Annotated in this window: 19 protein-coding genes and 1 pseudogene; 7 read left to right on the top strand and 13 right to left on the bottom strand. The window is 47.3% G+C overall.

The window, feature by feature from the left end; genetic code table 11:
- The first annotated feature begins 7 nt into the window (after positions 1-7).
- Both PSE6802_RS0101340 and PSE6802_RS0101345 read left to right on the top strand, forming a co-directional pair.
- Complete coding sequence (locus tag PSE6802_RS0101340; RefSeq protein ID WP_225902622.1) at positions 8-1,234, top strand: polysaccharide biosynthesis/export family protein; 1,227 nt, start codon at positions 8-10, stop codon at positions 1,232-1,234.
- Positions 1,235-1,518: 284 nt separating this feature from the next.
- Positions 1,519-1,959, top strand: a complete 441-nt coding sequence (locus PSE6802_RS0101345; RefSeq protein WP_019498282.1) for a cupin domain-containing protein — start codon at positions 1,519-1,521, stop codon at positions 1,957-1,959.
- Positions 1,960-2,052: 93 nt separating this feature from the next.
- On the opposite strand, the gene PSE6802_RS0101350 is transcribed toward PSE6802_RS0101345, so the two are convergent.
- From PSE6802_RS0101350 to PSE6802_RS0101360, 3 genes are all read right to left on the bottom strand, one after another.
- Positions 2,053-2,418, bottom strand: coding sequence for a hypothetical protein (locus PSE6802_RS0101350; RefSeq protein ID WP_019498283.1), 366 nt, complete (start codon positions 2,416-2,418; stop codon positions 2,053-2,055).
- Positions 2,419-2,421: 3 nt separating this feature from the next.
- Positions 2,422-3,075 carry a hypothetical protein gene (locus PSE6802_RS0101355; protein ID WP_019498284.1) on the bottom strand — a complete coding sequence of 218 codons (654 nt, stop codon included), beginning with the start codon at positions 3,073-3,075 and terminating at the stop codon, positions 2,422-2,424.
- Positions 3,076-3,239: 164 nt separating this feature from the next.
- The gene (locus PSE6802_RS0101360) at positions 3,240-3,500 is read right to left on the bottom strand and encodes a hypothetical protein (RefSeq protein ID WP_019498285.1); all 261 of its coding nucleotides are present in this window, start codon (positions 3,498-3,500) and stop codon (positions 3,240-3,242) included.
- A 329-nt stretch (positions 3,501-3,829) separates the two neighbouring features.
- Between PSE6802_RS0101360 and PSE6802_RS0101370 the strand changes: the two genes are divergently transcribed.
- Together PSE6802_RS0101370 and PSE6802_RS0101375 are read left to right on the top strand one after the other, a co-directional pair.
- Positions 3,830-4,999 carry a peptidylprolyl isomerase gene (locus PSE6802_RS0101370; protein WP_225902623.1) on the top strand — a complete coding sequence of 390 codons (1,170 nt, stop codon included), beginning with the start codon at positions 3,830-3,832 and terminating at the stop codon, positions 4,997-4,999.
- Positions 5,000-5,008: 9 nt separating this feature from the next.
- Complete coding sequence (locus PSE6802_RS0101375) at positions 5,009-5,956, top strand: PhoH family protein (protein WP_026102982.1); 948 nt, start codon at positions 5,009-5,011, stop codon at positions 5,954-5,956.
- 26 nt (positions 5,957-5,982) lie between these two features.
- Here the strand turns inward: PSE6802_RS0101375 and folP are convergent, their stop codons facing one another.
- The 4 genes and pseudogenes from folP to PSE6802_RS0101390 form a co-directional block, all read right to left on the bottom strand.
- Complete coding sequence (gene folP / locus PSE6802_RS0101380; protein ID WP_019498289.1) at positions 5,983-6,831, bottom strand: dihydropteroate synthase; 849 nt, start codon at positions 6,829-6,831, stop codon at positions 5,983-5,985.
- 6 nt (positions 6,832-6,837) lie between these two features.
- Entirely contained in the window at positions 6,838-7,317 is a 480-nt protein-coding gene (gene bcp, locus PSE6802_RS0101385) for a thioredoxin-dependent thiol peroxidase (protein WP_019498290.1), read from the bottom strand.
- A gap of 69 nt (positions 7,318-7,386) precedes the next feature.
- Positions 7,387-7,475 (bottom strand): annotated as a pseudogene (locus tag PSE6802_RS35710) (RNA-guided endonuclease InsQ/TnpB family protein); the annotation flags it as partial.
- 4 nt (positions 7,476-7,479) lie between these two features.
- Positions 7,480-12,531, bottom strand: a complete 5,052-nt coding sequence (locus PSE6802_RS0101390) for a diguanylate cyclase domain-containing protein (RefSeq protein ID WP_019498291.1) — start codon at positions 12,529-12,531, stop codon at positions 7,480-7,482.
- A gap of 51 nt (positions 12,532-12,582) precedes the next feature.
- On the opposite strand from PSE6802_RS0101390, the gene PSE6802_RS33000 reads away from it, so the two are divergent.
- Positions 12,583-12,735, top strand: a complete 153-nt coding sequence (locus PSE6802_RS33000) for a hypothetical protein (RefSeq protein WP_156815368.1) — start codon at positions 12,583-12,585, stop codon at positions 12,733-12,735.
- A gap of 575 nt (positions 12,736-13,310) precedes the next feature.
- Complete coding sequence (locus PSE6802_RS0101395; protein WP_019498292.1) at positions 13,311-13,979, top strand: hypothetical protein; 669 nt, start codon at positions 13,311-13,313, stop codon at positions 13,977-13,979.
- 376 nt (positions 13,980-14,355) lie between these two features.
- On the opposite strand, the gene asnS is transcribed toward PSE6802_RS0101395, so the two are convergent.
- Together asnS and PSE6802_RS0101405 are read right to left on the bottom strand one after the other, a co-directional pair.
- Positions 14,356-15,744: an asparagine--tRNA ligase gene (gene asnS, locus PSE6802_RS0101400; protein WP_019498293.1), complete on the bottom strand. Its 1,389-nt coding sequence runs from the start codon at positions 15,742-15,744 to the stop codon at positions 14,356-14,358.
- A gap of 193 nt (positions 15,745-15,937) precedes the next feature.
- Positions 15,938-16,147, bottom strand: coding sequence for a hypothetical protein (locus PSE6802_RS0101405; RefSeq protein WP_019498294.1), 210 nt, complete (start codon positions 16,145-16,147; stop codon positions 15,938-15,940).
- A gap of 329 nt (positions 16,148-16,476) precedes the next feature.
- On the opposite strand from PSE6802_RS0101405, the gene pgl reads away from it, so the two are divergent.
- Positions 16,477-17,196, top strand: coding sequence for a 6-phosphogluconolactonase (gene pgl, locus PSE6802_RS0101410; RefSeq protein ID WP_026102983.1), 720 nt, complete (start codon positions 16,477-16,479; stop codon positions 17,194-17,196).
- Positions 17,197-17,247: 51 nt separating this feature from the next.
- On the opposite strand, the gene PSE6802_RS0101415 is transcribed toward pgl, so the two are convergent.
- The 4 genes from PSE6802_RS0101415 to PSE6802_RS0101430 form a co-directional block, all read right to left on the bottom strand.
- Complete coding sequence (locus PSE6802_RS0101415; protein WP_225902624.1) at positions 17,248-17,529, bottom strand: DUF1816 domain-containing protein; 282 nt, start codon at positions 17,527-17,529, stop codon at positions 17,248-17,250.
- 106 nt (positions 17,530-17,635) lie between these two features.
- Complete coding sequence (gene rlmB, locus PSE6802_RS0101420; protein WP_019498297.1) at positions 17,636-18,871, bottom strand: 23S rRNA (guanosine(2251)-2'-O)-methyltransferase RlmB; 1,236 nt, start codon at positions 18,869-18,871, stop codon at positions 17,636-17,638.
- An 8-nt stretch (positions 18,872-18,879) separates the two neighbouring features.
- The gene (locus PSE6802_RS0101425; protein WP_019498298.1) at positions 18,880-19,242 is read right to left on the bottom strand and encodes a Mini-ribonuclease 3; all 363 of its coding nucleotides are present in this window, start codon (positions 19,240-19,242) and stop codon (positions 18,880-18,882) included.
- A 360-nt stretch (positions 19,243-19,602) separates the two neighbouring features.
- On the bottom strand, positions 19,603-19,947 hold the full coding sequence (locus PSE6802_RS0101430; protein WP_019498299.1) for an STAS domain-containing protein: 345 nt from the start codon (positions 19,945-19,947) through the stop codon (positions 19,603-19,605).
- Between the last annotated feature and the right edge of the window lie 23 nt (positions 19,948-19,970).

Consider the following 19,970-nt stretch of genomic DNA (forward strand, 5'->3'; position numbering starts at 1 on the left):
GCAGTCTATGGTTAGCTTGTGTCAGGATCGACATTATTTGTCATATATCTCATGTACTGCACTAACAGTAGTAATGATATCTAGTTTGACATCTACAAGAGTTGAAGCTCAAGCATCAGTTCCTAACCGAAAAATAAGCAATAGTGCAGTCAAAGTAATACCTAGAAACAGTACGTTACCTCAAATATCGCCCAAGGTAACCGACTCAACCTCACCAGCATTACCTGCCATCCCTTACCGCGATCCTAAACTTGCTACGCCTGCCAGTACGCCAGTTGGTAGTCCCGAAGATGAATTTAAAGCCGCTTCCGACTACCTGTTAGGCCCAGGCGATGAACTTGACATCAGGGTTTTTGGCTACGATGAATATACTGGTACGCAGCTAATTTTACCTGACGGCACCATTACGCTACCCGTGGTGGGCAGAATGACAGCAGCCGGACAAACTCCTGCGTTACTAACTCAAAATATTACAGCTCAACTGCAAACCCTACTAGTAGAACCAGTTGTAACCGTGCGAGTGTCAAGGTTGCGACCTTTACTCATCAATATCACTGGCGAGGTACAGCGACCGGGGCCAATTCAACTCAGGGCACTCACAGGCGAGGGTACGACCTCGGCGACTGGGGAAAGTGTTGTCACGGCTGGCTCTATCCCGACGGTGAGCACGGCGATCGCTTCGGCGGGCGGTATTACCAAAAACGCTGATGTTAGGAATGTAGTACTCAAGCGCCAAAAGTTCACTGGCGAAACCGTATCGATTAAGCTTAATTTGTGGGAAGCGGTGAGATCGGCTACTAATACGCCGGATATCATCTTGCGCGATGGAGATACGCTGTTTATTCCTAAAGCAACCGAGGCAACAGAAATCGATCCAAAATTACTGAGTCGCTCTACACTTGCACCTAAGACTGTTCGGATTACAGTATTTGGTGAGGTAAAATCCCCAGGCGAACATCAGGTGGCTCCCGACAGTACCATTTCTAAGGCTGTAGGCGTAGCGGGCGGCCCCACTAAGGAGGCCAACCTGGCTGCGGTTGCCTACGTGCGTCTAAATGAGAATGGCACGATTGTAAAGCAAGGTCTGGATTTGAGTAATTTGAGCGACAACGTGCAGGTACAGGAAGGCGACGTGGTAATTGTGCCGAGAACTGATGTTGCTACCTTCGGCGATATCCTGCAAACTGCCTCAACCATACTCAATCCACTCCTCCTGTTTCGCATTCTGCGTTAAGAGGATTTCTAACCTACAAACCCTCTTTTTGTCACAGGTTTAGTCCGCTCCCAAATCCGCATTAATTACCCCTAATATCGTCTGGCGACTGGAAGTTCGGCTACACAAACAAAGTCCGCGCAGGCGGACTTCGAGTAAAAAGGGGTTGGCAACCCAGGATTTGGCATAAAAAAATTGGCCTCAACACAAATCATATTTCGATCGCTTTGGCAACATAAATTACAAATCTTAAAAATTAGATACACTAACCTAACTTTCAGCGCTACCTGATTGAGGGAATTTCTATGAGTGCGATCGATGGTGTTGAAATCAAGTACCTTACCTCCATGAAAAGTGGAATGGCGGAGTTCTACACGCCGCAAAGCTGTCACGAAACAATGCTGGTACAGGTGAAACCGTGGGCAAACGACGATCTGTTCGTGCATCATTTTCAAACCGATCAGCTACTGGTAGTGCGAGGCAGCTTTGTATTGGTGATTCTGCAAAACCGCCGCTATAGCTACATTGGCATGAGCGAACATCTGCCATGCGTAGTAAAAATACCGCCTAATATTCCTCATGCTGCTATTAACTTTAGCGAGGAGCCTTGCGTTATGGTCAATGCGGTATTGCGTCATGGCAAGGTACACGAACGAGACTACACTCCTTTACGGCGACCTTTCCCATACGACATGGCAGCGGCAAAAGCAGCATTAGAGCGTCTAGTTTCTCCTCTTAGTGCCTGACCTGGTTGCAAATCTTGCCGAGTTTCATCCTCCTCTGATGTCAGCCGCCAATCTATTAACTGGCTATCTCTCCAACCGAACGTCTATTCGCTCTTAGTCTCGATAGATATCAAGTTCGTCAATCCTCATCTCAAAAGGATCGCCTTTACTAGGTGGAGGAGAAATGCGGATTTTGCCGATACTGACAAAGCTTTTGAGGGTAGTGGCGATCGCGAAAACTTCGTTCAGTACGCTCCAACTAGTTTTTAAGTCAGGGCAGTTAATTACTAAGGTCATGGCACTGGAATCAGTTGTAAAATACCATTCACAACTAGAGAGTAATACTTCAATCTTATTAGGACAAGCATCGTAAAAGTTTTTGCCAATCGCTACTTCTAATTGCCTGCGCAAGAAACTATCTATTTGCGTTGTTTGAGAGGGGGGGAGATCGTCTGGCGATCGCGAAAATTCTTTTGTCATAGATTAAAAAAACGCAAATCCAGTTTCTGCCAAATATATCTCATCCCAAGAAGGCGATCGGTAGTCGCGATTGATGCCGCGATCGACATGACCGACAATACTTGGGAGGTCGTAGCTCGCGATTTCCTCTTTGAGAAAAGCAGCGAGCTTTTCTTCCCAACCATCGGGATAATTTCTGATAACTGGATGCTTGACGATGAGAGACTGATACTGACCTTTATCCGGATCGAGAATGACATCGAGCGCGATCGCGGCCAAAGGTCGTACGAAAATACCAGTAGCTGCGATCTGAAATTCAGAATCAAGTCTCCTTTGTTTGAAAACAACAATAAAATGTCCGCCTTCTGGAATTTTATAAGGCACTTTGCTGGGATCCCTGACTGGTTTGACTTCGAGGTTATATCCTTTAGTTAAACCCTCTCCCAGAGTTATCCCATCATATTGTTGGTCGGGATGGGGAATAAAAATCGTAAATTGATGCAAGTCTAACCAGGGATTGACAACTGCTTCGTCAGTTTCAGTTTTCCAGTCGCGGTATAACCCGAACATTTCTTGACCGAGATTGCTTTCGCGATCGCAGATATTGATCGAGGCCATGTTAAGCACGCACTGGTCAAACTTATTAGTTCCCAGTATCTCTGAGGCTAAAATTTCCATAATTCCATAAAAAGAAGATTATTTACGCGCAACAGCTAATTGATTTTGACATTCGATCGCGATCGCATTGGCAATACTCTCTGGATATTCAGCTAAAAAGTGTAGCTCGGGTCGTACTCGCTCGCCATTATTGTAGACTTGAATTATCCATTTATCTCTGGCAATTAAGTTTCTAACTGTTGGGTTGGTTGTTCGGGAAATAATCCTAATTGTATTGCTAATTCCCGAGCAACATGGACTAAAAATTTAGCGCTATCGGGGTTATCGTGATGAGCGAAATATGCTGCTACTTTAGTCATAGTTTGGACTAAACCAGCATCAATTAATTCCATGTTGCTATCCAATATTTCGGGTTCTTTTCCATTCGGACACGCAAGCAGTTGGTTTATGACCTCCATATAGAGATCTTCGCGTTGTGCTGTCATAGTGAAATTTCCGCCAGCTTAGTAGGAGAAAAATTATTTACGCAGAGAGGTACCATACCCTTGAACATAAACGCGATCGATTTTTGTATTTGTTGCTGCTGTTACAAGTTGCTAAAAAGCAACTCGTTAGGTTTAAGAATTAAGCTTTTTTTCCAGTTTTAGTGGCGAACTTCGTATTTGCTGGATTGGTCGCTATTCCCATAGCATCGTTACCCGGTCAGTAAAGCGATCGCCGTCCAAAATATTCGTACTGGCCCTAATAATCGATTCGGATCGCCTACCTTTAGTTACGGACTTATCGATCCCATTTAAAACTAGTTAAGAACCAGTTGCACTCAGAAGATCCCGACGATGTTATGGTGGGATTAGCTAGTTCGTTAAATTTGGGTGCAATGTTTAGCAAAAAGTTTTCCGTAAAGCGGCTGTTAGGCATGTTTGCTGTTGCCTTTGCTGTAGTCATGTCAGCAGTATTATTCTACGCACAGCCCAGTGAGGCGGCACTAATTGCAGCCTTGCCATCTACAACTGCAATCAAAGATCCCAGAATTCTCCTGCGCCAAGCGCTGCCAATTGAAAACTCGCAAATACGCGACGTGCAGCAAAAACTAGAAAAATTGCCCCGTCAAACTAACTTGAAGCGCTGGGGTAACATATCTAGTGATGTCGATAACGTCGTTCAAACGCTGACACAGCAAAGTGACAAAATCTTAGCTAGCGTTGCTCCTGCTCAAAAAGAAGCAGCGATCGCTACCCTTGCGGATTTAAATAAAACACTCATCCCTCTACAAGAAGCAGTCGCTGCCAAGGACCGCAACAAAGTTAAGCCTCTGGTAGAGAAGTCATTAGAGTATGTTGGCTTATTAGAAAGTCAAATGGTACAGAATTTCCCTTTCCAAGTGCCAGATGCCTATGCTAATTTACCTCAGCTTAAAGGCAGGGCGATCGTGGAGATGGAAACCGAAAAAGGAGCGATCGCAATGACCCTAGATGGTTTCAGCGCTCCTGTAAATGCAGGGCAATTTGCCGATCTCGTGCAACGGGGATTTTACAATGGCTTAGTGTTTAACCGCGCTGACGATAACTATTTCTTGCAAGCAGGCGATCCGCCTGGCGATGCCGATGGCTTTGTTGACAAAAAAACTGGCAAAGTCCGTACAGTACCGCTAGAAATTCGCATTCCCAGTAAAAAAGAACCCATATATGGCAAGCCTCTTGCCGATGCGGGCTTCGATCGCGTCACCCCTGTCCTGCCCTTCTCTGCCTATGGCACGCTAGCAATGGCACATCCCGGCAACGATCCTAATGGTGGTTCTTCACAGTTTTTTATCTACCTGTTTGAATCTGACCTTACGCCTGCGGGTTTGAACTTGATTGATGGCAACTACACGGCATTTGGCTACGTTACCGAAGGGGAAGAGGTTTTGCGCAACCTCAAACTAGGGGACAAAATTATCTCTGCTAAGTTGGTAGCTGGAGCCGAGAATCTGGTGCAGCCATAGAGTCAAAACATGGACGCTCCTACAGTCATTCTTTTACCGACACCAAGCAGTGCTATGCGATTGGCGGGCGAGCGGGAGGAAAATCTCAAGCTGATTGCCAAGCTAACTGGTGCTAAGCTGTTGCTGCGCGGCCAGGAACTCACGATTGGTGGAACTGAGCCACAGGTGGCTATCTGTCAAAAGCTAATCTACGGGTTACAACAATTATGGTTGCAGGATCGCGAGATTTCTGCCGTTGATATTGCAGCAGCCAAGCAAGCTCTCGATACGAATCGGATGCAGGAATGGAGCGATCGCCCTACTATTGCCCGTACCCGTCGCGGCGAAATGCTTCAGTCTCGGACATTTCGACAAAAGCAGTACATGCAGGCGATCTCCAACCACGATCTGACATTTGGTATTGGCCCGGCTGGTACGGGTAAAACCTTTTTGGCGGTGGTGGCAGCCGTGCAAGCGCTGCAAAATAATGAGGTGGAGCGTTTAATTTTAACGCGACCTGCTGTAGAAGCAGGAGAGCGGCTGGGATTCTTACCGGGCGATCTGCAACAAAAGATCGGTCCGTATCTGCGCCCGCTCTACGATGCTCTCTACGAGTTAATCGATCCTGAGAAAATACCCCAGATGATGGAACGGGGCATCATTGAAGTAGCACCGCTTGCTTATATGCGAGGACGTACGCTCAATAACTCCTTTATCATTGTGGACGAAGCGCAAAATACTACACCGGCCCAGATCAAAATGGTACTAACTCGTCTGGGATTCAAGTCGCGCATGGTAGTGACGGGAGACCTTACCCAAATCGATCTGCCAGCCCCCCAAAAGTCAGGTTTAGTAGTTGCCAAGGAGCTTCTACAGAACGTGGAGGGCATTGCCTTTGTGATGTTTAATAAATCGGATGTCGTACGACATCCACTGGTGCAGCGCATCGTTGCCGCTTATGAAAAGGCGGGTAGTTGAGAACCAAAAGTTCTGTGATATAGCGGTCAAATCCGTCGATAAATGGCATCGCTGACGCGACATATGTCGCGGATCTCCCTGGGATCGTGCACGCGTAGCACATTCGTTCCCCCCGCGATCGCCACAGTACAGGCGGCGGTTGTCCCCCAAAGTCGCCCAGTGGGATCGGGCTGATTGCACAGCTTGCCAATAAAGCTTTTACGCGATACCCCAACTAAAATGGGACAATCGAGTTGTTGCAGTTCGGATAGATGCCGCAGTAACTCCAGGTTATGTTCTAGGGTCTTACCAAAACCGATACCAGGATCGATGGCAATCAGATGTGGGGGAACTCCAGCCGCGATCGCCTGAGATATCCGAGCGGCTAGGTATTGCCTCACTTCAACAACTACATCCTGATAGTGGGGGTTCATTTGCATCGTGCGCGGCTCCCCTTGCATGTGCATGAGGATAATGGGAACCCGACACCGCGCGGCTAAGGGCAACATATTGACATCGAGCGTGCCAGCCGAGACATCATTGATAATGTCAGCCCCAACCTGGATCGCCGCCTCTGCCACTGCTGCCTTAGTCGTATCAACTGAAATGGGAATATCTGGATACTTGCTGCGAATTGCCTCGATCGCTGGGAGGACGCGATCGATCTCGTCACTGGTACTTACAGCTTCCGCGCCCGGACGTGTAGACTCGCCACCGATATCAAGAATGTCTGCGTAGGGAATCAAGCGATCGGCATGGGCTAGAGCGCCACCCGCCGAATTAAACAGGCCACCATCGCTAAAGCTATCTGGCGTAACATTAATGACACCCATGAGATAAGTACGCTTATCCCACACAAAAGCGCGATCGCGGATCTGCCAGGACGGCATGCTCATAGTCGATTAGCTCTTTTGATTAATTAGGGTGTCGAGGTCAGCAAGCACCTGCGCTGCATGGGTTTCTGGTTTAACTTTGAGATAAATCTTAGCAATTTTACCTGTCGGATCGATCGCAAAGGTGTTGCGGGTGATACCCATATATTCTTTACCCATAAACTTCTTGAGTCCATAGCTCTCGTAGGCAGTTGCCGCCGTTGCATCCACATCGCACAACAAGCGAAAGGGCAACTGAAACTTGGTGATAAATTTACTATGGGATTTAGCGTCATCGGTACTAACTCCCAAGACTATAGCATTGTAAGCTTGATATTCCGCATAGGCATCGCGGAAGGCACATGCTTCCTTTGTGCAGCCTGGGGTGTTATCGCGGGGATAAAAGTAAAGAATTACCCAACTACCTCGTAAATCCTGGAGATTAACAACATTGCCCTCCGTATCCGGTAGGCTGAAATCAGGAGCGAGATCGCCAACTTTAAGACTCATAGAAAACACAGAAACACTTGCTATAAAAATACTGCCCGGAAACGATGCAGTCAAACTTATTTGAGGGGGATTCAAACAAAGCACTGAACGAATCGAAAGATCGAGTTTCCCCATCTAAAGCCGCAATCTGAGCAAGCTTGGCTAGTGGGTTCCCAGCGGTATTTAATGGCAGATACTTGCTCGATCGCGTCCCTGGTACTTGGCTGCATACAAGGCCCGATCTGCATTGGCAATTAGATTTTCAGTGCTTGTGTCTGGGGTGGGAATGAAGCTAGCAATCCCCAGGCTTAAAGTGACATGCTGGCTTACAGCAGAATCTGCATGGGGAATGGTGAGAGTAGCGATCGCCCTACGGATAGACTCGGCAACGGTTGATGCACCGTCTGTGCTGGTATTGGGCAAAATCACCGCAAACTCTTCGCCACCGTAGCGAGCAACTAAATCTGTAGGTCGTTGGAGAACCTTTGCAATTGCTCGCGCCACTTGGAGCAAACAATCATCACCGCGCTGGTGTCCGTAGCAATCGTTGTAGCGCTTGAAGTAGTCGATATCAATGAGAATTAGCGCTAAAGGTTCTTGCGATCGCAGGTGTCGTTGCCATTCTCGAGCAAAATAGCGATCGAAGTGACGGCGATTGGCAATTTGGGTCAGTCCATCCAGATTTACTAAGTTTGATAGTTCCTGATTGGCGCGTTGGAGTTCGGCAGTGCGCTCTCTAACTTTTTGTTCGAGCGTGCGGGTGTATTCAGCTTTCTCAGCATAGAGAATGGCGTTTTCCAGAGCGATCGCGGCTTGACCAGAAAGCAACTGCAAGAGTTCGATGCGATTTGCTGTAAAGGCTCCAGTGGTGAGGTTATTTTCTAGATAAATAATCGCTACTAGTTTGCCCCGATCGATTAACGGGTAGCAGAGAACTGATAGAGGTTTGGCGGATTGGATATAGGGATCGTGGGCGAAGTTGCCCGACTCCACAGCACTATCCAGTAAGATGCTTTCCTGCGTGCGGGCGACATAATACAGGACTGACTCTGGCATAATCTCGCCAATTGATTGTGAGAGCGAAGCACGATCGGGATCGGTACTGCTACGCGCTGCGATCGCAAATGTGCCCAACTCACCTGAATCCAACGGAGTATGCAATAGCAGACAACCTGTTTGTGCGCCAGCATTTTCTAACAAAATTTGCATCAAAGTTTGCAAGAGTTTTTCCAGGACAATTTCCGTCGCGATCGCTTGCGATGCTTTCATCACCGTGGTCAGATCGAGTTCGGCTCCGCTTCTGCCACCAGTCGCGATCTGGGCAGTTGCAAACGGATGGGATGATGCTTGATATCCTGGAAATTTCAGTAGCTGAGGATAATGGGCATCCAGTTGCTCGACTTTGGCTATCGATCCCCAACGCAGGTAACAGTAGCGGGCATCGAGCATGTAAGTGCGGGCAATGTTTTCTTTGCCCCAATCCAAATAGAATTTGGCGGCAAGTTCGTTGGCGAGTGCTTCTTCTTGAATGTACTGCTGTTCCATCGCGCCAGCGATCACGCGATCGTAAAGTTCGATCGCTTCCAATTTTCGATCCAGCACTCGGCAAGTTTCGGCTTCTACTAACTGCCACTTATGCAAATAGTTCATGGGGGCGTGCTCTGCCCAATGGTGCAATCTGGCTTGATTTGCCTGGACTCGTTGCCATTGGGGTGCCAACTCCGCATCCAATTTCGGTAAAGTAGCTAGCGCGATCAGGGAGTCATAGAAATAAAAAATAGCTTCGGTAATAGTTTGTACGCCAGCCGCGAGATAGAGCCTGGCTTGAGCTATATCTGCTGAGGCTAGTGCGATATCTCCAATTAGAAATCTCAAAACAGCCTTGTATAGATGGAATTGAAATATTGCCGCTGAATTTTTGGAATCAAATATCTGCCCTTGGCTAGAGGAGAACTCAATCGCATCCGGACTGCCAAGTAGGAAGTGGATGGATTCCCAATAGATAGAACAGTAATTCGCTGCGGTGAATTGGTTATAGTCAAGGAACTGTCGATGGTATGACCGAATCTGGGTTTCCAATTCCGCTAGCGGTTTACCGCACCAGAAGGAATTGATACAAAATCCATTACCGTTATGCCCGACAAATCCAAGATTGCCAGCTTCTAACCCAGCTTGATAGCCTGCTTTAAGAATGGGTAGGGTTTCTCGTAGATGCGCCTGTCGATGGTGTAAAAAGAGTCCAACTATGGCAAAAGTTTCGGATCGCATATTTTTGGCATCGGAGATCGAGGCAAGCCGATAGGCCAGTCTGCCAAACTGACCGGATGTGCTGGCATCCTGGAGAAAGCTGTTGAGAAATAGTCCATAACAAGCATAGCCATAGGCTGAAGCAGTACTATTACCATATCGGATCGATAAATTTACCAATAAGGCAATCAGCGGTGGAAACAGAGGCGAACCAAGCATAAAACAAGCTGGCCCAATCGCGGCAGCAACCTGCATAATTGCTAGCTTTTCACGCTCCACCATTGCTGGAAGGTGAAATAGCTCCTCAATGGTTCGATCGCCGATCGAGGAGTTAATTTCTCGTACTGCCTGCTGAATCTCTTCAGAGCTAGGGGGATTGGGCAACCGAACTCCTAATTCTGTTAGAATTGAGTGGCCGACAGATATTGCTTCTGAAAGCCTATTATGAATCGATAATGCCTGAATTCTGACGAGGTAAACGCCCACTTGCTCTAATGGAGTCCTGGCACGATTGATCGCGGCATCCACCCATCGATTCATCTGGTCAAATTCCCCACACAATAAAGCCACTTCTGCGGCAAGTTCGTGCAGGGCTAAGGCTGTCTCATATTGGCGTTGCCAGGCTGCACTGCCCAGCAAATTTAGCGCGATCGCGGCATATTCGCCCGCCGCTTGATAGGCGATCGCCATTCTGGCTTTGCGGCAAGCCATGAGATTGAGTTTTGCGAGTCGATCGCGATCGATCTGGTCGGTAATCAGAGCAATCCCATGATTCAAATGATTTACGATGACAAAAATTTGCTCCTCTCTGACTTTGGGAGACCAATGTTGTCGCAGTAATTTCCCAATTTTGTAGTGAATGCTCTCTCTTTCTACTTTCGGAATCAGATAATAAGCAGCTTGCTGAATCCGATCGTGCCCAAATTGATAATCCTGAATCAGGAGGTTCTCATCGAGCGGCGATCGCGGCAGCAAAAAACCCCGTTCCATCGCTGTCTTAATATCGACAAAAACTTCCGCATTCATCCGTTCTTCCACCAACGCGATCGTGTCTAGATCGAACTTGGAACCCAAACAGGCCGTAAGGGACAGCACTTTCTGTACGGATGGCGGCAGTTTCTGCAATTGCCCGACCATCATCTCCACCACATTATGCGTGAACCCCATCGCTTCGATCTGGGCTACATCCCAGTGCCATTTTCCTATGGTGCGATCGAATGCCAGTAAATTATCGCTATACAGAGTTTTCAAAAACTCATTCACAAAAAATGGATTCCCCTCAGTCTTGCGCATCACCAATTCAGCCAAACTGCTGACTGCTTGAGTCTCGCTATGTAAAGTCTCAGCCATCAGTTGCTCGACGTGCGACAAGCGCAATGGTGTCAAGTTAATTGTTTCGAGATTGACTCTTTTTTGACGCAGTTGTGCGAGCATGTGGGTGATGGGATGGCTCTCCGATACCTCGCGATCGCGATAGGCAACTATCAGTAATAAAGAGTCGATCTGGCGATCTCCCAGCAAGCGTTCGATCGCATTCAACGTTGCCAAATCCGCCCACTGAAGATCGTCCAGAAAAATCGCCAGTGGACGTTCTGGGCTGCAAAATGCTTGAATAAAATGTTGGAAAGCTAAGTTAAACCGATGTTGCGATTCGCTGGCACCCAAACTGGGAACCTCAGGTTGCACGCCGATGATTAACTCCACTTCGGGGATGACATCAATTATCACCTGCCCGTTCGCGCCTAATGCTGCTAATAAGCGATCGCGCCATTGTTTTAGGATCGCTTCTGTCTCGCCGAGTAGTTGCTTCACCAGGCTGGCAAAAGCATTTACCAAAGCCGAGTAAGGAATATTTCGCTGAAACTGGTCAAATTTCCCACTAATAAAGTAGCCCCGTTTGGCGGTAATTGGCTTGCAAATCTCCTTTACTAGCGCAGATTTACCAATGCCAGCGTAACCAGTAACGACGATCAGCCCCGCTGCTGATGTCACCTGCCCCTGGACAGTAACGCAATTGTCCTCTGGACATGCTACGCGATCGAATGCTGTGAGTAATGCGGCAATTTCCCGTTCGCGGCCATAGAGCTTTTGGGGAATTTGCAAGAGATCGGAGATATCGTTGCAGCCGAGGGTAAAGGGAGCGATCGCTCCCGTCTTTTCCCACTGCCCCAAACATTTTTCTATATCCGTTTGGAGTCCCCTAGAACTCTGATAGCGGTCTTCAGCATTCTTTGCCAGCAGTTTCATGACTATATCTGAGATCGCTTTAGGTATTTTTGTATGAGCCAACAAATGCGGCGGCACAGGTTGTTTGGCAATGTGACAATGTACCAACTCCATGGGATCGCTGCTGGTAAATGGCAACGTACCTGTCAATACCTCGTAGAAGGTAATGCCCAAGGAGTAAAAATCCGTGCGGTAATCTAATGACCGATTCATGCGTCCAGTTTGCTCTGGGGAAAGGTAAGGGAACGTTCCCTCTAGAGCATTTGGGGTACTCGGTGTCGGGTTTTCGCGACTGAGTTGTGTAGAAATGCCTAAGTCGATTAATTTGAGCAGTCCCGTCTTTGGATTAAAAACAAGATTAGCAGGATTGATATCTTTATGTATGATGTTTTGACTGTGCAGTTGCGCTATCCCATCCACAATTTTAAGCGCCAAAGGCAAAAACTCACCTACAGTCAGGCTTTGTTGGCGCTGCTGCAACCACTGGTCGAGCGAAATCCCGCCAAAGTCTTCCACGATCATTACCAGAGTTTTTTGCCACTCTTCTAAGCCGTAGGCTTTGATAATGTTGGGCATTTGCAGTTGATAGGTAAGGCGATACTCCTGTCTGTAACGCCGGATCTGGCTAGGTGTAGGGTGCTCGGCTTTGAGGATTTTCAGAATCAGCGATCGCCCATCTTTGACTCGACGAGCGCGATAGACGCGCGAGTTATCGCCATCATGGATTTGCATTAAGTCTTTAAATTCGGAAAAAGTGTCCATGGCAGGAACGACTATTTAAACTCTTGCTTAAAGAAGTTTTTGAGAGGTGAGGTGATAAATCCCTGGTGGTGCAGTCGATCCAGGCGATCGCCTGAGATAAATGGGAATATCTGGGTACTTGCTGCGAATTGCCTCGATCGCTGGGAGGACGCGATCGATCTCGTCACTGGTACTTACGGCTTCCGCATCGGTACTAACTCCTAAGACTATGATATTGTAAGCTTGATATCCCGTATAAGCATCAACGCAGAAAAACTTGCTATAGCGGTTTTCAGATCGGAGGTGAGCAAGGGGTTTGGAGGCGTTGTCCCCAAGAAGGCGAGGCAGGGCGGTCTTGGGGGTTCCCCGCTAGAGCTACTGCCGCGTTCCACCTCTTCACCCCGTCAATAAAATCCGTTCTCAATTGAAAAACGCCATATCAAAATACTGCCCGGAAACGATGCAGTCAAACTTATTTGAGGGGAGCGAGGAAATTAAAGTAAAAACCAACATCAGCCTTCACGAGTTTTTACCTATTTGTTTGGTATATAGGTTTGATAAATAAAATGGGATTTGCGAGCTAAAAAACGTCGGGCAATTTGCGCAGTTTTTATCGGCTATTTTGACAAAATTAGGACTTACGCATTGAATGCTGAAATTCAAGATCCCCCCTAGCCCCCCTTAAAAAGGGGGAAATCTAAAAGCCCCTTCTTTCTGGGCTTTGCCTTCCCGTAAGGGTAGGGGTTTGGGGGATCTGTTTTGCGTAAGTCCTGAAAATTCACACGTAGGTATTGTCAACCATGGATATAAGTGAACGTCTACAGAAGAGATCCGAGCAATTGCAATTACTCGGTGCCGCGATCGCTCTTTTAGAAAAAATCGATCTGGAGGATATCGTTAAGATTACTGATGGTAGTCGCTTAGGTAAGATTGCCAAACTCTTAAACGAGGTAAAGACAAGCTTGGGAGATATCCAAATAGAGGATCGACTTAATCAAAACCTATTAACGATCGATAAGGCTATGCCAAAATCATCTTCTAAAAGTAGGGAAACAGTCTCCAAGAATGCACTTGTACCCGCTCTAGTAGTTTCGAGGGGAACGGGTAGTAAAAATATCAAATCAGCCAAGCCTCAAGAACCAATACGACAAGTCGCCGTCAGTTCTGCTCAGCAAAACGCTATTATCATGGATTATCTCCAGCAAGTTTTCTCCGATACAGAAACATTTCCCAGCCGCAAAAGCATAAACGAATTTTTTAAGGACTACTTTGAAATCGACTATAACCTCAATAAGAAATCGCGAGTAGAAACTATTAAGAGATTATGCAGGTTGCTCCTCAAAAAGCAGGATAATAGAGTTGTTATTGGCGATATTTTGTTGAAAGCAACTAATTCTAAGCACGGAGCTTTTCTCAAAGCAGACGATACTGTCTTCTTGAATTCCGTCAGAAGATATCCAGGTCGATAACTCCTGTTTATACCAATTCTTCAAAATTGAACTACAGATCGATCTATGTACGGGCGAACGGCTGTTCGCCCCTCCAGCAATCTGTAATTTTATAGCTATAGCCAATAGGCTTAGGACGGGGTGCAGGGGTTCCACACGGCAGTGGCTCTAGCGGGGAACCCCCAAGACTGCCCTGCCTCCCCTGCATGGGGGCGCAGCCCCCACACCCCCTGTCCTAACAGATCTGTCTACGGCTATACTTTAGGGAATTGGTATTACTTGAAGTCCGCGCAGGCGGACTTTGCCTGTGTAGCCGCGACTTCCAGTCGCCAGGCAATATTAGGGATAATTAACGCGGATTTGGTATTACTTCAAGATCGCTACCGATTTCCGGATTTTAGAAATCGGCATTCAAAGGCGATCGCGGGAAGGGGATGACATCGCGAATATTGCCCATGCCGGTGATAAATTGCACGAGGCGCTCGAATCCCAGACCAAATCCCGCGTGAGGCACTGTACCGTAACGCCGCAAATCCAGGTACCACCAGTAATCCTCAGGGTTTAGACCCGCGCTTTTTATGCGGTTTTCCAATACATCAAGCCGCTCTTCGCGTTGAGAGCCGCCGATAATTTCACCGATGCCGGGAGCCAGAACGTCCATCGCTCTGACGGTTTTACCGGACTCGTCAAGGCGCATGTAGAAAGCTTTAATTTCCGTGGGGTAATCCATTACCACCACTGGCTTTTGGAATAACTCCTCTGCCAGGTAGCGCTCGTGCTCGGATTGCATATCTAAGCCCCACTTCACGGGAAACTCAAAGTCCTTATCGCTCTTTTCCAGCAGCTTAATGGCCTCGGTGTAGGAAATGCGCTCGAATTTTTCATCAACAATCTTTTGAGCATTCACCATGACCCGATCGCTGATGCGTTCTTGGAAAAACGCCATATCCTCAGGGCAGGTTTCTAGAACGTAGCTAAAAATATACTTGAGAAAATCCTCCGCCAGGTCAGCGTCGCCTTCTAGATCGCAAAAAGCCATTTCCGGCTCTATCATCCAGAATTCGGCTAAGTGGCGGGAAGTATTGGAATTTTCGGCTCTAAATGTGGGGCCAAAGGTATAAACATTAGAAAATGCCATCGCCATAATTTCCGCTTCCAACTGACCGCTCACAGTTAAAAACGCCGGTTTGCCAAAAAAGTCCTGCTCGTAGTCGATCGGCTTTGATGCTCCTACCAACTTTGCTAGATCGATAGTCGTAACCGCAAACATTTCGCCTGCACCTTCACAGTCGCTGGCCGTAATTACTGGTGTATGTACCCACAGGAAATCTCGTTCCTGGAAAAATTTGTGGATAGCGTAGGAACAGGCATTTCTGACTCGAAACACGGCACCAAACGTATTGGTGCGCGGGCGCAGATGCGCGATCGTGCGTAAAAACTCGAAGGAATGCCGCTTTTTTTGTAATGGATAGGTTTCGGGATCGGCAGCACCGAAAATTTGCACTGACTGCGCCTGCATTTCAATCCGCTGACCTTTACCAGGGGAAGTGACTAAAACCCCCTCTACTCCCACAGCAGCCCCCGTACTAATTTGCTTAATTATCCGTTCGTAGTCTGGTATATCTTGGGAAACAACTACCTGAAGCCCTTGCAAGCAAGATCCATCATTTATTTCTAAGAAGGTAAGACCTTTTGCCTCTCGCTTTGTCCTTACCCAACCTTGCACGGTAGCTAATGATTCCGGTTGACCATCTCGCAGCAAGTTAACGATTCTAGTTGCACTCATCTCTAGCAGCACGCATGGAACGATTACCTGCGATTATATAGCTTTCAGCGGCCAGCTTTCAGCGGTCAGCTTTTGTAAAATTTATTGTGGCATTATTTCAACACCATTGAATATCCCCCCTTGGACGCTAGCATGAGGTAATTAACTAATCCTCAGCTACCGCTTAGCTATAAGGCTAGATCCGAAACTAGTATTAATATGATGTTGCTATATCGCGGATTAGTGGTAAGCGATCGCTAATATAGTTAGTCAGATCGCGCGCTTGATTGCGATCCAGGCTGGATTTTTGTTGCACCTGCTCGATCAACCAATGCAATAAGCCATCATCATCCATACGCATAAGCTGGGATGGGTGAGCCTGATGAACCAGATCCCAAAACAGTCGCATTAGCGAAGGTGTCATAGAATTGCATTCCTTAAGAAATTATGAACTTTTTATAGTTTAAATTACTGGTATGGTACCGATGTTAAAAATCACACAAAACGAAACAATTTTCACCTTCCTATAGGGTGATTGCTACGGCATCCATACATAGCTTTACATTCCTACAATAATTGTTGCTGTAAAAATCCATTGACGTAGGCAGGTTGTGTTCGGGCGCTCAGTAATAAGCGAAAACTTGTAGCTAAACCTGCCCGTACATAAAGTCCATCAGTGAAAAATTTACAGGTTGCAATAATTTGGTACGTCTTTTGTAGAACCTAACTGAGTTTTTTCTCTCCCATAAAAATATGCCAAGACAAGTTGAAATGCTACCCGATCGCTCCGCTATAGTTGCGAGAGCTTTAGAAATCGTTGTAAAAGCCTGCGAACGAGCAATCTCGGAGCGCGGTAAATTTACGATTGCCGCAGCAGGTGGCAGTACGCCTAAACCCCTCTACGAAGCCTTGGCAACTCAACCGCTCGATTGGCATAAGGTACACGTGTTTTGGGGAGATGAACGTTACGTTCCAGTTAGCGATCCCCAGAGTAATGAAGGAATGACGCGCAAAGCATGGCTCGATCGCGTATCGATCCCACCAGAGAATATTCATGCCATGCCGACTGATGCAGCCGATCCAGCGATCGCCGCTCAAGTCTATGAATCGCACCTACAGGAATTTTTTGGGGTTAAGCCAGGTGAGTTTCCCAAGTTAGATCTGATTTTGTTGGGGATCGGTGATGATGGGCATACGGCTTCCCTATTTCCAGGCACGCCAGCGTTGAACGAGCGCGATAGAGCGATCGCCGTTGGCCAAAAAGATAGCCAGCCCAGACTGACCTTTACCGCCCCATTGATCGATCGGGCCGATCTGATTTTGTTTTTAGTGGATGGTATTGGTAAAGCCAACGCAGTTAAGGCAATTATGGCCGATCGCGGCGATGCCAACACCTACCCCGCCCGCCTCATTCAAGGTAATGCTATCTGGCTGATCGATAAAACCGCTGGCAGTGCGATCGCAGCGCAATGAGAGGCTTAGATAAGCGGGGGAAAGATTAATCGGACTTATTGGGATTATTAACTAAGACTGTCTGCTGAAGTTAAACGTGGGATCGACTTTCTTAGGACTCGCTGCTTCTTCAGTTTCATCATAGATGGTAAGTTTATCTGGCTTGCAGCGCCTGGTAACTAGACCGACCACGATTGCACCTTCAGCCTCTAAATCCTCTTTATACCCAGGTATAGCCGCTTCAGCTTCTGGAAAACTAGAGAATGGTCCAAAGTAGTAGGTACAGCGAGGTGACTCGGTAACTACTTCTATCCAGACAGCGATTCCAAGTTGCTCTAATAATAATGCGAACATATCCTTAACGTTATCAGCTAAGCCCATATACATCACAGAGTACCTTTGTTTCTGTCTTGGACATTTGACGATTGTGTACTTTTATATAGATTACAGTAAGTTAATGCTACAAACTGTTCAAACTCAACGTATTTATCCACCTCTGTCGGCAAATCTCATACAAAGCCATCCCAGTCGCTACTGAGGCGTTCAAGCAATTCACTTGACCCTCTAAAGGGATCGAAACCAGGACATCGCAGGCACGCTGAGTCAGCATGCCCAATCCCTCGTCTTCCGAGCCAACTACTAGTGCGATCGATCCCGAAAATTTAGTCTTATAGATAGGTTCTCCCTGCTCGCTGGAAGTGCCATAAATCCAAAAGCCATGTTCTTTTAGCTTTTCCAAAGCACGGTTGAGGTTAACCACCCTCGCTACTGGTAACGTTTCTAAAGCACCGGCTGCAACCTTGGCAACAGTGGAGGTTACTCCCACTGCGCGTCTTTGCGGAATCACGATCCCCTGTGCCCCCAAAGCTTCAGCAGAGCGGATAATCGCGCCTAAATTATGGGGATCGGTAATACTATCGGCAACTACGATTATGGGTTGGCTGGTTTGCGCCAGTGCTTTCGCAATCAAGTCATCAAGATCTAGATATGCATAGGCAGCAACTTGAGCCACGATGCCCTGGTGTTTGGCATGATTGCTAATTTGATTGAGACGTTTGATATCCACTTCATCGACTACTGCCCCTGCTGCTTTAGCAGCGTCGATTAATGGGAGAAAGTCTGGGGCATAACGCATCTTTGGGGTTACCCAAATGCGGTTTAGCGATCGCAAGCCCAAAAGGGCAGCCTGCACGGCATGACGACCGTAAACCAAATCGGGATCGCTTTCAGTATCGGCTGGTTCGCCAAAATTGCGGGCAGCGTTGTTAGTGAAATCGTCAGTCGCACGAGTCCGATCTAAAGTTCGGGCATGACCTTGCCCCGCATAGACAGAACCTCGACGTTCAGACGAATAGCGAGAATTGCGAGACTCACGTCGTTGGTACGATCTATCCTCTCTGCGCCCTAAGGATTCTTGAGGGTCAAGTCGGGCTTCAAAAGAGTCCTGTCGCTCGACAGATTCCCTACGGTTAACCGTGACGATCCGACGCTGAGAACTGTTACGCCCAGGTCGATCGTCACTGCGATCGGATGGTTCTGTCGCTAGTTTAGGTCGTGGCAGCGGCTTTGATGCGCCTGCTTGTTTAATTATTGGCTTGGTACTCTGGCTTCTGCGTTTGGGGTTACCTGGCTTGGGCAGTTCGATACCACTTTTTCGTTCGGGCTTACCCTTAGCAGGTTTATCTCTAAATTTCATGATTCGGTTTATTGGAGGATTTGAGCGAGGCGATCGGGGTTAGTTAAATAAAGGTAGCCGACCAGTGCCTCAAATCCTGTGGCTTTTTGATAAATATTAGGATCTAAATGACGCGAAGCTGAACCAGCCGCATTACGCCCTCTACGCACTAAGTCGTATTCATCAGCAGTTAACTCCAGACTATCGAGCTGTTCTGCCTGACTCTCGGCTCTGACATGCGACACTACTAATTTATGATAACTGTTAGCAGTTCGTGGTGGTTGTAAATACTTAAGACGAATATGTAGTTCGTACACAGCATCGCCGAGATAGGCAAGCGATGCCACTGGTATTTCCGCAAGGCGATCGACATCTGGGTGAAATATTGACATCAGCTCAAGAAGACCTTCCTACCACAAAGCCAGCTATATATATCAATCACAAATAATTCGTGAAAAAGGTGGTGTGGGGTTGTGCCCCCACGCAGAGGTTTTACCCCTGCACCCCGTTCGTAAACGATTTAGGATCGCCATATCAATCACAAATAATTCGTGAAAAAGGTGGTGTGGGGGCTGTGCCCCCCACGCAGGGGTTTTACCCCTGCACCCCGTTCGCAAACGATTTAGGATCGCTATATCCTTAATGAAATAATTGAAGCGGTTGCATTTGCTAAACATAAGTAGCCTGGGTAGAAGCTTTTATGCTAGGGGGAATCGCAATTACGGGCTACTTGTGTTTATTGGCAGCATTATTTACTTATTGGCAATATTATTTAGGGCACTTTCAACTGATGGCTGCAGTGAGAGGAATTGCTCTAACCTAACTAATTTTACAGTTTGGGTAACGCGAGGGTTGCTAATAATCTGTAGCGTACCGCCGAGACCTTGAGTCTTTTTAGCCATCTGCACGAGGACACCTAGCCCGGAGCTATCGACAAAATCGATCGCCGATAAGTCTAGAATGATATTCGCAGGGCCGTCGTCAATGCATTTACCGATCACCTTGCGAAACGCAGGCTCTGAAAATGCATCTAGTAGACCAGTGAGGCGAAATATTTGATAATTTTCCTTGACTTCGCGACCGCCTCTTAAACTCACAGTCAGGGTTAGCTGTTCAGGAA

This window comes from Pseudanabaena sp. PCC 6802 (assembly GCF_000332175.1).
GTDB lineage: Bacteria > Cyanobacteriota > Cyanobacteriia > Pseudanabaenales > Pseudanabaenaceae > PCC-6802.

Bases quoted from the DNA above. Each gene is read 5' to 3' on its own strand.
- PSE6802_RS0101340 (WP_225902622.1), top strand. From the start codon at position 8: ATGGTTAGCTTGTGTCAGGATCGACATTATTTGTCATATATCTCATGT.
- PSE6802_RS0101345 (WP_019498282.1), top strand. From the start codon at position 1,519: ATGAGTGCGATCGATGGTGTTGAAATCAAGTACCTTACCTCCATGAAA.
- PSE6802_RS0101350 (WP_019498283.1), bottom strand. From the start codon at position 2,418: ATGACAAAAGAATTTTCGCGATCGCCAGACGATCTCCCCCCCTCTCAA.
- PSE6802_RS0101355 (WP_019498284.1), bottom strand. From the start codon at position 3,075: ATGGAAATTTTAGCCTCAGAGATACTGGGAACTAATAAGTTTGACCAG.
- PSE6802_RS0101360 (WP_019498285.1), bottom strand. From the start codon at position 3,500: ATGACAGCACAACGCGAAGATCTCTATATGGAGGTCATAAACCAACTG.
- PSE6802_RS0101375 (WP_026102982.1), top strand. From the start codon at position 5,009: ATGGACGCTCCTACAGTCATTCTTTTACCGACACCAAGCAGTGCTATG.
- folP (WP_019498289.1), bottom strand. From the start codon at position 6,831: ATGAGCATGCCGTCCTGGCAGATCCGCGATCGCGCTTTTGTGTGGGAT.
- bcp (WP_019498290.1), bottom strand. From the start codon at position 7,317: ATGAGTCTTAAAGTTGGCGATCTCGCTCCTGATTTCAGCCTACCGGAT.
- PSE6802_RS0101390 (WP_019498291.1), bottom strand. From the start codon at position 12,531: ATGGACACTTTTTCCGAATTTAAAGACTTAATGCAAATCCATGATGGC.
- PSE6802_RS0101395 (WP_019498292.1), top strand. From the start codon at position 13,311: ATGGATATAAGTGAACGTCTACAGAAGAGATCCGAGCAATTGCAATTA.
- asnS (WP_019498293.1), bottom strand. From the start codon at position 15,744: ATGAGTGCAACTAGAATCGTTAACTTGCTGCGAGATGGTCAACCGGAA.
- PSE6802_RS0101405 (WP_019498294.1), bottom strand. From the start codon at position 16,147: ATGACACCTTCGCTAATGCGACTGTTTTGGGATCTGGTTCATCAGGCT.
- pgl (WP_026102983.1), top strand. From the start codon at position 16,477: ATGCCAAGACAAGTTGAAATGCTACCCGATCGCTCCGCTATAGTTGCG.
- PSE6802_RS0101415 (WP_225902624.1), bottom strand. From the start codon at position 17,529: ATGTTCGCATTATTATTAGAGCAACTTGGAATCGCTGTCTGGATAGAA.
- rlmB (WP_019498297.1), bottom strand. From the start codon at position 18,871: ATGAAATTTAGAGATAAACCTGCTAAGGGTAAGCCCGAACGAAAAAGT.
- PSE6802_RS0101425 (WP_019498298.1), bottom strand. From the start codon at position 19,242: ATGTCAATATTTCACCCAGATGTCGATCGCCTTGCGGAAATACCAGTG.